Annotated in this window: 15 protein-coding genes; all 15 read left to right on the top strand. The window is 31.5% G+C overall.

Features of this window, described 5'->3' with window-relative positions; all coding sequences use genetic code 11:
- Nucleotides 1-150 precede the first annotated feature (150 nt).
- Nucleotides 151-918 (top strand): hypothetical protein, encoded by a 768-nt coding sequence (locus ACZ098_RS12820; RefSeq protein ID WP_487312150.1) that lies wholly within the window; start codon nt 151-153, stop codon nt 916-918.
- A gap of 111 nt (nt 919-1,029) precedes the next feature.
- On the top strand, nt 1,030-1,977 hold the full coding sequence (locus ACZ098_RS12815; RefSeq protein ID WP_487312149.1) for a GSCFA domain-containing protein: 948 nt from the start codon (nt 1,030-1,032) through the stop codon (nt 1,975-1,977).
- A 73-nt stretch (nt 1,978-2,050) separates the two neighbouring features.
- A complete protein-coding gene (locus ACZ098_RS12810; RefSeq protein WP_487312148.1) occupies nt 2,051-2,425 on the top strand; it encodes a hypothetical protein in 375 nt (124 codons plus the stop codon).
- Nucleotides 2,426-2,457: 32 nt separating this feature from the next.
- Nucleotides 2,458-4,311, top strand: coding sequence for an outer membrane protein assembly factor BamB family protein (locus tag ACZ098_RS12805; RefSeq protein WP_487312147.1), 1,854 nt, complete (start codon nt 2,458-2,460; stop codon nt 4,309-4,311).
- Nucleotides 4,312-4,462: 151 nt separating this feature from the next.
- Nucleotides 4,463-4,735 (top strand): hypothetical protein, encoded by a 273-nt coding sequence (locus ACZ098_RS12800; RefSeq protein WP_487312146.1) that lies wholly within the window; start codon nt 4,463-4,465, stop codon nt 4,733-4,735.
- A 76-nt stretch (nt 4,736-4,811) separates the two neighbouring features.
- Nucleotides 4,812-6,755, top strand: coding sequence for a tetratricopeptide repeat-containing sensor histidine kinase (locus tag ACZ098_RS12795; RefSeq protein WP_487312145.1), 1,944 nt, complete (start codon nt 4,812-4,814; stop codon nt 6,753-6,755).
- A gap of 71 nt (nt 6,756-6,826) precedes the next feature.
- Nucleotides 6,827-7,474, top strand: a complete 648-nt coding sequence (locus ACZ098_RS12790) for a response regulator (RefSeq protein WP_487312144.1) — start codon at nt 6,827-6,829, stop codon at nt 7,472-7,474.
- Between the two features lie 108 nt (nt 7,475-7,582).
- Nucleotides 7,583-8,221, top strand: coding sequence for a DUF4230 domain-containing protein (locus ACZ098_RS12785; RefSeq protein WP_487312338.1), 639 nt, complete (start codon nt 7,583-7,585; stop codon nt 8,219-8,221).
- Between the two features lie 93 nt (nt 8,222-8,314).
- On the top strand, nt 8,315-9,307 hold the full coding sequence (locus tag ACZ098_RS12780) for a tetratricopeptide repeat protein (protein ID WP_487312143.1): 993 nt from the start codon (nt 8,315-8,317) through the stop codon (nt 9,305-9,307).
- A 25-nt stretch (nt 9,308-9,332) separates the two neighbouring features.
- Nucleotides 9,333-9,818: a hypothetical protein gene (locus ACZ098_RS12775; protein ID WP_487312142.1), complete on the top strand. Its 486-nt coding sequence runs from the start codon at nt 9,333-9,335 to the stop codon at nt 9,816-9,818.
- Between the two features lie 17 nt (nt 9,819-9,835).
- Nucleotides 9,836-10,321 carry a hypothetical protein gene (locus ACZ098_RS12770; RefSeq protein WP_487312141.1) on the top strand — a complete coding sequence of 162 codons (486 nt, stop codon included), beginning with the start codon at nt 9,836-9,838 and terminating at the stop codon, nt 10,319-10,321.
- A gap of 8 nt (nt 10,322-10,329) precedes the next feature.
- A complete protein-coding gene (locus tag ACZ098_RS12765) occupies nt 10,330-11,133 on the top strand; it encodes a hypothetical protein (RefSeq protein ID WP_487312140.1) in 804 nt (267 codons plus the stop codon).
- An 18-nt stretch (nt 11,134-11,151) separates the two neighbouring features.
- Complete coding sequence (locus ACZ098_RS12760; protein ID WP_487312139.1) at nt 11,152-12,069, top strand: MORN repeat-containing protein; 918 nt, start codon at nt 11,152-11,154, stop codon at nt 12,067-12,069.
- A gap of 32 nt (nt 12,070-12,101) precedes the next feature.
- Nucleotides 12,102-12,665 (top strand): hypothetical protein, encoded by a 564-nt coding sequence (locus tag ACZ098_RS12755; protein WP_487312138.1) that lies wholly within the window; start codon nt 12,102-12,104, stop codon nt 12,663-12,665.
- Nucleotides 12,666-12,761: 96 nt separating this feature from the next.
- Entirely contained in the window at nt 12,762-14,099 is a 1,338-nt protein-coding gene (locus tag ACZ098_RS12750) for an RCC1 domain-containing protein (protein WP_487312137.1), read from the top strand.
- Nucleotides 14,100-14,107 lie beyond the last annotated feature (8 nt).

The raw sequence follows: 14,107 nt of genomic DNA, 5'->3' as shown, positions 1-14,107 counted from the left end.
TAAGATGCACAAAATTACTAATTTAATTTTCAGATAAAGAGTAAAATTTTGTGCATAATAGTGCTTATTTTTTTAAAATTTAAGTTACATAAAATACAATAATTAAATTCTTTTCATTTCTTTGTATCTCAAATAATTAAAACTATGCCAATGAAAAAATTTGTTCTAGCTTGCAGTTCATTACTACTTTTTTTAGCCTCATGTTCAAGCGATAGTTCCTCATCTTCATCTAGTGGTGAGGTATTGTTGGTAAAAGAAATTGTAACCGATCCTTTTGATGGAAGTTCGTATACAATGACCTATAATTACAGTGGTACTAATCTTACCAAAATTTCTTACGACGACGACGATTCTTATGATAAGTTTTATTATACAGGCGACTTAATTACCAAAATTGAATTTTATGACGATGCCGATTTCTTAGAAGAAAAAGTAACGTATACTTACAATGCAGATGGTAAGCTTACCTCTTATGTAAGTGTTGATTTTGTAAATGATGATGGCGATAGAGAAGTTTACACTTATAATGCTGACGGAACGGTGTCGGGTGTTTCTTACTTTGGTGATTCAGTTTCTCAAACTACTCCAGGTACAACCAGAACTATATCTTTCTCTAATGGTGAAGTGTCTTCAGAAGTGTCTTCATCTGGATTTGGTAGTGATACAACTTACACATACACGTACGATACAAAAAACCATCCTTATAAAAACATCAAAGGATATGATAAAATTGCAGCTTATTCCGATTCAGATAATGCAGGTGTGGCTCATAATTTGTTGACTAGAGTGCAAACTAGTGGAACTTTTACAAATACTAATAATTATACTTATACCTATAATTCAGATGATTATCCGCTTACTATGAGTACTTCAACTTCGGGTATTCTTAATGAAAGCATACAATATATCTACCAATAAATTACGATTAAAGTAAGTTAGTCGAATTCAAATCTTTTAAACCCTTTCAAATAATTCAAATTGAGAGGGTTTTTTTCTGAAAAAAATCTAAATTTGTTTTAAATGTAATTTATGAACTTTACTACCAAAATACCGATTAACAAGCATAAAAATCAAATAGATTATTTTTCAAAGATAGTTTCTTTGGGTTCTTGTTTTGCGGAAAATATGGGTGCTAAATTTGATTATTTTAAATTTCAGAATACAACCAATCCGTTTGGAATTATTTTCAATCCAGTTTCAATTGAAAAATTGATTACTCGAATTGTCAATAAAATTCAATTTACTGAAGATGATGTTTTTTTGCATAATGATTTATGGCATTGTTACGAAGTGCATTCCGAATTGTCAAATGAAAATAAAGAAGAATTTTTAAATAATTTAAATTCGATTTTATCGGATACTTTCAATCAAATTTCCAATGCAACACATATAATTATTACTTACGGTACGAGTTGGGTTTATCGAAATAAATCTTCAAAAAACATTGTCGCCAATTGTCATAAAGTACCTCAAAACCAATTTGACAAAGAAATTTTATCGGTAGCAATTATCGAAAAATCAATTGAAAATACAATCAATTTAATTCAGAAAATTAATCCAGACTGCAATTTTATTTTTACCATTTCTCCAGTTCGTCACATCAAAGATGGTTTTGTAGAAAATCAGAGAAGTAAAGCGCATTTAATTACTGCTTTGCAATCTGTAATCTGTAATCTAGAATCTGCAAACTACTTTCCTTCCTACGAAATCATGATGGATGAACTTCGCGATTATCGATTTTATGCTGATGATATGTTGCATCCAAGTCAAACAGCAATTGATTATATCTGGATCAAATTCTTTGAAAATTATGTTTCAGAAACCGAGTTTGCAATAATGAACGAGGTTTGTTCCATTCAGAAATCACTTTTACACCGACCATTTAATGCGGATTCTGAAGGCCATCAGAAATTTTTGAACAATCTTAACCATAAGATTACCAGTGTTCAAGAAAAAATAAATCACATTAAATTCTAAAAATACGATATTCTACGTATTTCTTCCTATTCGATTTAGTTCTAGGTTTGTCTTGTAACTAAATCAATTTTCCATGTTAAAAATTAAGCACATCGGATTGTTTTTTCTCTTCCTGTTTTTTTATTCCTACAGCGGATTTTCTCAAAGACCAGTTTTGACCGATGAAGAAATTGTCTCGGAAACGGTAATCGCAGAAATAGATGAGGTCTTTCATTCGGCAGATTTTACAAAAAGGAAAAGTAAAAAGTTTGCCGATGTTAAAGGCGAAATGATTGTAGATATTGGTGTAATTCAAAACGGAAAAGTATCCACATTTTTTAAAGTAGCATCGGAAATAAAAAATATAGATTTTATCAATTTTATGTCAGATTATATTCTGGATCATAAATTTCGATTCAAACTTAAGAAACAGCAACGCTACAAAATTCGCTATACAATTACATTTTAAATAGTAACCAAAAACCCTAAAAACAAAACATAATGAAAAAAATCACAGTAGTAATGTTGGTCATTAGTTTGATGTCGACATTGCCAAGTTCAGCACAATTTGGCAAACTTTTAGACAAAGTAAAAGGCAAATCAGGTGCAGGAAAAAAATCGGGTAGTTTTGCCACAGTTTGGGAATCTGAATTTGATAATAAGGCAACGCGACTTGCACTTTGCAGCGGTGAAGGAAACTACATTATTGGAACTGACGACAATTCAGCTTCGGTATTGGACAACACAGGAAAAGTAATCTGGAATGGCGACTACAATAAATTGACAACCAACAAAACCAATAAATCAGAATACCAATATGTAATCTGGAAAGATAACGGCGGTTATGTTTTTCTGTTTGACGAACGTAGTTTGGGTTCAGATCGAGTGGCTGTTTTGGATTTGACAACAGGAAAAGAGATGTGGAATTCTGAGGAATATCAAAATTTGATACAAAAAGGAACCAAAGCAGAAGAAGGTCAGGACGAAGGCGAATTGGAAACGGTAAAATATATTGGCGAATTGGATGCCTTCTTAATTTCGCAGAAAGCATCGGTTATTTTGGTAAAAGCAAATACTGGAGAAAAAATTTGGGAAACCAACCGATTTAAAGGTGGCGTTGGAAAATATGTGTACGATGCCAAGAGAAACGAAATCATAATGATCAATTTTAAGCCAACAGCTTTGGGTGCTTTATTTGCAGGATTTAAAAATCAAATGGTTCGATTAAATGCAGCAAACGGTGATATACTTTGGGATGCAACTTTCGTAGGAACAGTCGAAAAAGAATTAGTAACGCGTCGTGCCATTATTGATATGTGGATAAAAGACAATAAAATCTTCGTTTACTTGAATGGATTGCAGGTTTTTGATTATCAAAATGGTCAAAAACTTTGGGAAGCAGTTTACGAAAACGACATGGATAAAGGTTCTACTGGAAATGGATTGCTGGGTAACAAGAAGCGAACTAAGATTTATAGAACACTTGCAGATCCTTTATTTACAGAAAATGCAGTTTATATCGTGATGCTTGGAAACCGTGATAGAACTAAATATGTAGAAAAGCACGATTTACAATCTGGTAAATTATTATGGACTTCCGAGAAAGTTACAGGTGCATTTTGTATGCCAAACATTTATAAAACTGGAGACAAAATTATGGTTCAAGTTGGTGGAAAAGTTCAGGTGCAAGAATACCGATGGGAAGAAGCATCAACTGGAACAACTGGCGCAGTTATGGCTTTAGGAGGAGTTGGTGGCGGAAGTGCCAAACAATGGGTTCCTTATATTTTTGATGATTATAAAGCGCAAAAAAATAGTGTTTTGTCTCTTGATGATACAACTGGAACAACAGCATGGCGATCTGAGAAATTTGACAAACGAATTACAGATTTTATCATTGATGAAGACAAAACAGTATTTGTTGGTGATGGCGACGAATTTTACAGCTATGAAATTGCAACTGGAAAACAATTATTTGATGTAAAACATAGTGATGCCAATGTTGGAAAAGCCAGTGACGTTATTGATTTTGGTGATAAAGTTGTAGTGATTTCAGAAAAAGGTTTGGCTGCTTATTTCAAGAAAGATGGCAAAAGAACCTATGCAACCGAAAAACTAAGAGGAATTGACCAGTGGTACAATGTAAATGGAAATTTCTTTTTGCGAGATCAGCGTAATAGTAAAAATATTATTTACGGTATTGACATGACCAACGGAGAAACCAAAGGTTCGGTACAGTCTAAGGGTAAAGGAGGAAGTCCATTGTATGGCGATGGAATTGACATTACTGCCGATGGAGAATTTATTTTTGCTTTTAAAAAGAAGAAAGTTGAAAAAATAAAAGTGAATAATTAAGGGTTTTTTAGATAGTGTTATGGAAGGCTGTGAAATTCGTTTTAAAGCCTTTTTTTGGTAGTAATAATATTTTTTACAGACATAAAATACGACATTATTCGTATTTCTAATTCTTGCAACAAGCTCTAATTTTGCTCTAAATACTTATAAAATGATTGTACTATTAATCTGCATTATCTTCGTTTTAATTGGTGTTATACTTTATGTAACCTATCAATTTGAACAGAACAAAAAAATACATTCTGAAAAAATAACTACTCTTCAAAACGTTATTTTCGATTTGTTGCAAGAACAGAAACAGCAATCGTTGCACCTCAAATTATCGGATGAACTTAAAAATAAATTGTTGGAAGCTCGAATTTCTATTGATGAAAATATTATGGATTTACAATACGAATTTGTTTCTGTAATTTCAAAAAAATAATAATGAGTTGATTTTAAGTTTCTTGTGTTATTTTTTAACAAAAAATTTGTAAGTTTATAAAGTCTAAATCGTTTTCATGAAGAAATTTTATCTCTTTGCATTTTTAGTATTTTCTGCTTGTCTTTTTTCCCAAAATAAAAAGGAGAAAGATAGTTTGCTTTTTATTGCTACCAAAAGCACTAATGATTCTGTACGAATTGTGGCGTACAACAAACTTTTTTTTAATGAAGTATTTTCAAATTTAGAAGAATCTAGAAAATATTATGAAGCGATTTTTGCAATTGCTAAAACAAAAAAATCAGATTTTGCCTATGCAAAAGCTTATAATTTAAAAGGAGTTGCCTACGATATTTCTGGAAAAATGGACAGTTCCTATTTGTTTTATAGAAAAGCAATAGTTTATGCTAAAAAATGTAAAGCCTTGGCAGTTGAAGGTTCGGCATTGAATAATATCGGATTGTTAGATTGGAATAAAGGAAATTACTATGAAGCTTTAGTTAACTACAATAAAGCACTTGCAATTTTTGAGAAAAACGGAAATCTTGAACATCAAGCTAATGCTTTGAGTAATATTGGATTGATTTATGATGAGATTGACGATTTAAAAATTGCCGAAATATACTTAAAAAAATCATTTGCAATTAGAAGTAAATTAAAAGACGAATACGGTTTGTCAGTCTATTATGTAAACATTGCCAAAATAGTTCAAAAGCAAAAAAAACATCATTTAGCTATTGAAAATTGTGAAAAAGCAATTAAAATCAAAAGAGAAATTAATGATTTAATGGGAATTGCGATTGCAGATGCAATTATGTCGACATCCTATTTATATTTAAGAGAATTTGATAGAGCGTACGAAATCTTAAAACAGGCAGAAAAAATTTGTATTGAAAATGAAGCCGAATCTAATATTATTGAAAACGTTTATGCTGGACTAGTTGAAGTTTATATTGAAAAAAACAAACTCGATTTGGCAAAACAATACAACCAAAAGTTATTTGAAGTCAATAAAAAAACCAATGACGTTGAACGATTAAATTGGTTTTATCAATTCGATTCACAAATTGCTGTGAAAGAGAAAAATTTTGAACAAGCCTATTTGTCTGATAAAAAAAGTGATTCGCTACATAAAATTACAAATGGAATTGAACTTAAAAAAGCCATCAATTTATTTGAAGCAAAATACCAATCGGAGAAAAAAGAAAAACAGCTTTTACTTTTCAAAAACGAGTTGTTCAGGAACGAAATTGAAACTAAGAGAAAGAATACTTGGTTGTTGATAATTTCAGTCATTACATTATTCATAGCAGTTTTAGGTTATTTGCTTTACAGTCAGCAGAAGCTTAAAAACCGTCAACAAGAGCAAGAATTTCAATTGAAAACAGCAATTAAGGAAATCGAAAATCAAAATAAACTGCAGGAACAACGACTTTCAATATCTAGAGATTTGCACGATAATATTGGATCGCAACTTACCTTTATAATTTCATCTGTAGATAATGTGAAATATGGTTTTGATATTAATAATGAGAAGTTAGAATCTAAATTATCCAACATTAGTACGTTTGCTAAAGATACAATAATTGAACTTCGAGATACTATTTGGGCAATGAATTCCGATCAGATTACGTTTCAAGATTTGGAAAACAGAATTAATAATTATATAGAAAAAGCTCGAGAAGCTCAAGAGAATATTAGTTTTTCGTTTGCCATTGATGACGATTTAAAAACCAAAATATTGACTGCTGTTGAGGGAATAAATGTTTACAGAACCATTCAAGAAGCAATAAATAATGCTATAAAATATTCTGGAGCCCAAGTAATTTCTGTGAATGTAAGATTGCAATCCGAAAAAATAAATATTATTATAAAGGACAATGGAACAGGTTTTAACGAAAATGAAATTGAAAAAGGAAACGGTCTAAATAATATGCAAAAGCGAATTGAAGAAATAGGAGGTAAGTTTGCATTAACATCAACTACTGAAGGAACAAAAATCGAAATAATAATCGAAGGATAGGTAAATACGAAAAAGTACGTATTTCTAAAAGTCAAAAAACACGGTACATTTACAATAATAAATTCTTTGTTATGATAAAATTAGCTATTGTAGACGATAATTCTTTTTTAGTAAAATCTACTCAGGAAAAACTTTCTTTTTTTGAAGATTTCGATGTGAAATTTACCGCTTACGATGGGAAAAATGCAGTTGAAAAAGTAGATAAAAATCATAATTTAGACATGATTTTGATGGATATCGAAATGCCAATTATGAACGGAATTGAAGCTACAAGTATTATTAAAAATAAATATCCGCAGATAAAAATTATAATGCTTACCGTTTTTGACAACGATGAAAATATCTTCAATGCAATAAAAGCAGGCGCAGATGGTTATTTGCTAAAAGAAGTTAACCCCATAGAACTACATCAAGGAATTTTAGAAACTTTAAATGGTGGCGCAACGATGACACCTTCTATTGCTATGAAAACTTTAAAATTATTTAGAAACCCAATCGATTTTCAAGTTAGTAGTAAAGCGGAAGATATAAATTTAACCACTAGAGAAATTGAAGTTTTAGAACAACTAAGCAAAGGATTAAAATACAGCGCTATTGCAGATAATTTATTTCTATCGTCTGGAACAGTTAGAAAGCATGTCGAAAATATTTATTCGAAATTACAAGTTCATAATAAATTGGAAGCCATTCAAAAAGCTAAAAACAACAATTTAATATAATAGTTAGTCTCTATTATTGGCATAAGATTTTGTACTTTCGTATAAACTAATAAGTATTTTATGCCAGCAATTACTCCCAACAATAAACCTTCTTTTTTTCAAAATTTGATGCAGTTTTTAACCGAATCTCGCAAATGGGTTTTTGTAATTTTGATTGCTGTAATTGTATATTTAGCCTATCAATTATTTACCAAAAGTAGCGAAAATTCAACGGTAGAATATGATACCAATCTTATTCAGCAACAAATAAAAAATGTGGGAAAATTAGTTGTAACTGAAGGCCATTTTGCAGAAGTTATGACCTATAAAGATCAAAAAAAATATTTACTAGATATTATTTCTTTCGAGAAAAAAGCAATAGTTGTTATTAATGCCGATGTGACAGTTTCATTCGATTTAAGTAAAGTGACTTACGATATTGATGCTAAAAATAAAATTTTAACAATTACCAATATTCCAAAAGAGGAAATCAAAATTTATCCAGATTTAAAGTATTATGACATTAATCAAAGTTCTTTAAATGAATTTACTGGAGAGGATTACAACAAAATAAATAAGATAGTTAAAGCTAATCTTGCTAAAAAAATTGAAAAATCAACACTCAAAACTAATGCATCCAACCGATTAATGAGCGAACTTTCTAAAATGTTAATTTTAACTAATTCGATGGGTTGGACTTTACAATATAATGGAACTACTATTGAGAAAGAGTTGGATTTTAATGCTAAAATTAAACTTAATAACTAGCATTTAGTTGTTTGAAATTTCATAAATACGACGTTTGTCGTATTTTTTTGTGCTTATAATTTATAGAATTTTGAAATTATAAACACAAACAATATGAAAAAAATAATTTTATTACTTGCACTGTTTTCATTTTCATGTTTTGCACAAATATCTCAAGCAGAATTTGATAAATCGTTGGAACTTTTATCTGGAGATGATCAGCAAAAAGCTATTGCTAATTTAGAATTGTTGGAAAAAAAGTTTCCAAATACACCTAAAGTTCTTTATTTGAGAGGAATTTATCAGTTTCGTGATGGCGATATAAATGCGGCCATAAGTTCCTTGTCCAATGCCGTGAAATCCAATCCTCAATTTGCTCTTGGATTTGCTGGTAGAGCACAACTTTTCTCTTCTAAAGGAATGTTTGACAAAGCGATTGCTGACCTTAATGAAGCAATACGATTGGAACCTAAAAATAGTGATTTTATAAATTCTCGATATCAAATTAATAGTTACAATCAAAATTTTGCTGAGGCGCTTAAAGATGTAAACACTAAAATCACATTAAATCCCTTAAACGCTTTAAATTATCTTGAAGCTGCACAAATGAGTCTAAAATCGGGAGAAAATAAAGCCGACGATTATTTTGCAAAAGCCTATTTAGTTAAAGGAATTGATAAATATTCAATAGACGCTTTATACGGAGAATTTTTATTACAAAACCAACGCTTTGAAGAAGCTAACGCAAAATATGATGCTGCAATAACATCCAATCCGGATAAGTTGAGCGGCAATGCATATGGTAATGCAGGAATTGTCGCTTATAAATTGAAGAATTATGATATGGCTATAAATTATCTTACTAAAGCTATCGCCATGAATCCGCAATCAATGGAACATCGCGCTAACCTTGCAACGGTTTATGTTGATAAACAAGATTTTTATAAGGTAAAACAAATTGCAGAACAATTATTGGCTATAAATACCGAAGATGCAATGGCAAATATGCTCATGGCAATTGGAATTATGAGAACTGGTGGCGACCAAAACTTAGCATTACAGTACCAGCAAAAAGCACAACGATTAGACGCAGAAAAAAATAAATAATTTATAAAAATTAAAAATAGAAATCATGAAAAAATCACTTTTACTGGTTGTAGTGAATATAATTATGGCCGCAAATGTTTGGGCTCAAACACCAATTATTAAAGATTTTAGAACCATAGTTGCTGATAGGCCAAACGAGTTTGTGAACTTACAGAAAGAGCTAAAAATTGACAATGTCGCAGCAGGTTTTAAGGAATACAGTTCTAAGATTGAAAATTTATCGTTCAATAGAAATTTGATAATTAATGGAACAAGAGGCGCGCAATATTTAGTAATCTTCAATCTCGATGCAATGAACCAGCAAACTAAAGATTTCTTTGTATTGGTTTCTAAACAATATTTTGATGAAATAGATGCAATGGCGAAAACAGGGAAGTATGTTGTTCGCGATTATAAAGCTAGTGATGGAACATTAATCACCGAAGTAAAAAGTGATTTGGGAGAAAAAATACTCGAATATCGAATTAAACCAAACGAGCATTTATTACTATTTGTTGGACCAAAAAAATAATTTTAAAATTTTAGACCATGAAAAAACTATTTTTTATAACAATTCTATTACTTTCTACGGTTAGAATTATGGCACAAAGCGATGTAATTCTTCAATTTAGACAAGTGGTTAAGGAAATTCCCAATCAGTTTGATAATTTAAAGAAAGACTTGTTGCAGGATAATACCGAGAAAAACTACAAATTGTACAGCTCGAAAATTGAAGATATGCCTATATCTAAAACTTTAATTTCGGTTAGCCCAAAAGACGGACACATCTACCTGATCACATTTAATATAGAACAAATGGATTCCATGATGTTACGAATTTTTGCATCAATCTCGAAACAATACATCAACGAGTTGAATGAAATGGTAAAATCTGGCAATTATAAAGGTAGAGATTACAATAGCAATGGAGAAGATATTACGGAACTAACCAACACAAAAGGCGAATTGGTTTTGCAATACATAAGCAGTAGTAAAGAACATGTGTTGATATTTTACGGGGTTTTAACTAAATAATTTTACACATGAAAACGAAATTTTTAATTGGTGCATTACTACTTTTTAATATGCTTTTTTCGCAAGAAGTTACTGAACAAATCTTTACCAACGATGTGAATAAAATTGTCAATGATGCTGCAACAGGTTTTCAAACAAGTAAAGGAAATTACAAAGAAAAGCAATGGATAACAACTTACAATTATTCTAATTTGTCTATTTTGAATTCAAAAAAGGATGCGTTTATTGGTTACAGTGAAGCAACTTATTTAAAATATTCAAAGAAAAATCTACCCGAAGAATACTTTTTTTATCAAGGTTTTGACTCTAAAAATGCAAATGGAATTTTTGTTTTTGAAAATGCCGAAAGAATTTTTGATGAATTGGCTAATGTAAGTAAGCTAAAAAAGAAAGTAGAGAAACAAGAAAAAAAGCACAAGGACAAGTTGAAAAGTGTCTTGTATTTAAAAAACAATCGAAAAGTTTTTCAGTTGTACTACAATTTAGAAAATAAATCCGTCACGGTTTATATCCATTCAGATTTACGTCCAAATGATGTACCAAACTATCTTGGTTGCTTGGTACTTTATAACATTCAAAGCGGCCAGTTCGTTTCTGCCAACACCTATTATGTTTATGGAAAAAGTCTTGCTTCGTCAGATATTTTGTATGCAAAAATAATGTCGGATAAAGATGAAACTTTTAAGAGATTATTCTCGAAATACGAATGGATGCCTTATGCTTCACAACAGCAAGTAGATCAAAAAATGACTGGTTTAGGTATTAAGGAGTATTCACAAAAAATTAATTCTGATGGATATGGAATTAGGTAAAATTATAAATTTCAGATAATGAAAAAAGCAATTTTAATTTTCTTTTTATTCCAAGTTATATACTCGTTTTCTCAATGTATTTCTGGTGATTGTAAAAATGGTTTCGGCAAATACGATTACGGATTTGCAGTTTATGAAGGCAATTTTGCTTCCGAAAAACCCAATGGAAAAGGTACAATGGATTATGGAAATGGAGAGAAATTTGTCGGAAATTTTAAAGATGGGCAAGAAGATGGCGATGGAGTTTTGTATAAAAAAAACGTTCCTCAACCTGTGACGTATGTTAACGGAAAGGTCAAAGTAAGAGAAAGTCGAGTGGTAATTGGAGGTAATGCACCAACTGTTGACGGTTGCGAAAAAGGTGATTGTTACACTGGATTTGGAATTATAAAATTTGAAAGTGGCAATCGGTATGAAGGCAATTTTGAATACGGAGTTAAATCTGGCGAAGGCAAATTCTATTTTGCGTCGGGAAATGTATTTACAGGAAATTTTGTAAATAATGTTTTTGCAAATGGCACTTTTGTTTATACACAAGATGGCGTTTCATTTACTGGAAGTTTTAATCAAGATGGTACACCTAAGTCAGGTGACTATTATTATGAAACAAATAAAGCTACCGTAACGGTTGTAGATGGTAGAATAACGAAAGTAGTAAATCCTGTGGCAGAAAAAGCAAGAAAGCTTGCTGAAGAACAAAGCAAACCCAGAAAATGTACTGCTTGCAATGGTATAGGTATGCACGTTGGTGCAAGTAAAACAGTAAAAGTTTACCGAGAATTTACTACCCAAATGCCAGGACGACAAGCCGTAACTCATGAATACGGAAATAGTTACACCAGAAAAGAGTACAGTTGGCCAACCGAGTGTAATGCTTGTCATGGAACAGGACAAGAACGACCACAAGGAATCATTATTAATACCGGTCGATATTGACTTTAAATAGTAATTAATTAAAAACCCTAAAAATGAAAAACTTAAAAATTACAACATTAATTATGATTTTAATGTTTATAGTAGCAACTGCTTTTGCGCAAGGAATAACTCGTAAACCATTTTTAGATATTGGTGACAAACCTGTGGCGAACAGTCAATTTATTCAAGGCAATCAAGGTGGCTCGTATTTTATTACCAAGTCGGTTTACAACGAGCAAATGGTTAAAGAAATTATTAAAGCACAAAAGGAACAAGGCTTTAAGAAAGTCGATAAAGCCAATTTTTTGTTAGCCGATGTAAACATGTTGCAAGCGTCTTATCCGTTAGAAGAAGGTTATACTTATCGCATTTTTTCAGTGTTTGATTTGCCAAATGGTTCCACAATTTTGCGTGTAAAAGACGAATCTGGAAAAGAGCTAGTTCCAGAAGTTAGAAATGAAAAAACAGGTAGTTTATTCAGTTCTAAAATTTCAAATCTGCAAGTAAAAGATATTGTATGTACAAAAGATCAAACAGTTTATCTTGAAAACGGCATGATGACCGAAAAATCGGTTTACTATGCCACAACCTATTTAATTTTCAAGAAAAAATCTTAGTTAGTACTCGGTAACTAACATCAAAATACGACATCTGTCGTATTTTTTTGTGTTTTATACCTTATTAAATTTGATGGATAACTTAAAATAAAAAATATGAAACAAATTTTACTTTTACTGGCGTTGATTGTAAACTTAAATGTAAATGCACAGTGCTGGAGCAAATTAGAAATAGGTTCTGGACATACATTGGGAATTAAAACGGATGGAACACTTTGGGCAACCGGTAATAATAGTTCAGGACAATTGGGCATAGGAGATTTTATTGCAAGAAGTTCTTTTACTCAAGTAGGCGTAGGAAACAATTGGGTAAAAATTTCAGCTAGAGATAACGATAGTGCAGGTATTAAATCGGATGGTTCTCTATGGACTTGGGGTAATAATTCATCAAATGTTCCAACTCAAATTGGCACAGCAGTTAATTGGAAAGAAATTGCAGTGGGAAATTTATATTTTCTGGCTGTTAAAACTGACGGAACGCTATGGGCTTGGGGACAAAATACATTCTCAAATTTAGGCGATGGTACTTCAACTTTTAGAGCAAATCCAGTTCAAATTGGAACTGCTACCAATTGGGACAAAGTTGCTGCAGGTCAAGTAAGTAGTTTTGCCATAAAAACAGATGGAACGCTATGGTCTTGGGGTGGAAATACGTATGGGCAACTCGGACATGGAAACAACTCTATTTATTCTACTCCAACAAAAATTGGGTTAGCAACCGATTGGGCACAGGTTTCCGCAGGAACCGGACATGTACTTGCTTTAAAATCGAACGGAACAATTTGGTCTTGGGGTGCAAATTATTCTGGTGAATCCGGCAACGGAGTGGCAAACAGTAGTAGTGTGCCGGATCAAATAGGATCGGAATCGGATTGGGCTAAAATTGATGCCGGATTTATTCATTCAATGGCTATTAAAACAAATGGAACTCTTTGGACTTGGGGATTTAACAATCAGGGAAGATTAGGTGACGGAACTACAACCAATCGATTTGCACCAGTTCAAATTGGAACTGCAACCAATTGGTCACAAGTCTCAGGTGGTCAAGGTGCGTCAATTGCGTTAGCCGATTTATCAACCGAGTACGCTTGGGGATTAAACGGTGGTGCTTTTGGAAATGGAGACGGTACAACTTCCAATTCACTAGTGCCACTTTTAGTGACTTGCGCATCATTGCAAACCGACGTATTTGATAAAATAAATTTTAAAATGTATCCAAATCCTACAACAGATAATTTGAATTTGAAATTCGAAATTAATCTAGAAAATGCAACAGTAAAAATATTTTCAATAACAGGGCAAACCGTTTTTGAAAAACAAAATCTTTATGGTAATGATTTTAATTTTGATGTATCCAATTTAAATATCGGATTGTATACGGTTCAAATTATGTATTTGGATAAATCGTTAAATTTCAAATTCATAAAAAAATAATCAAGCAA

It is taken from the genome of Flavobacterium sp. SP2 (assembly GCF_057626655.1).
The sequence above is the reverse complement of the archived record's forward strand: the minus strand, read 5'-3'. Positions and strand labels throughout refer to the sequence as shown.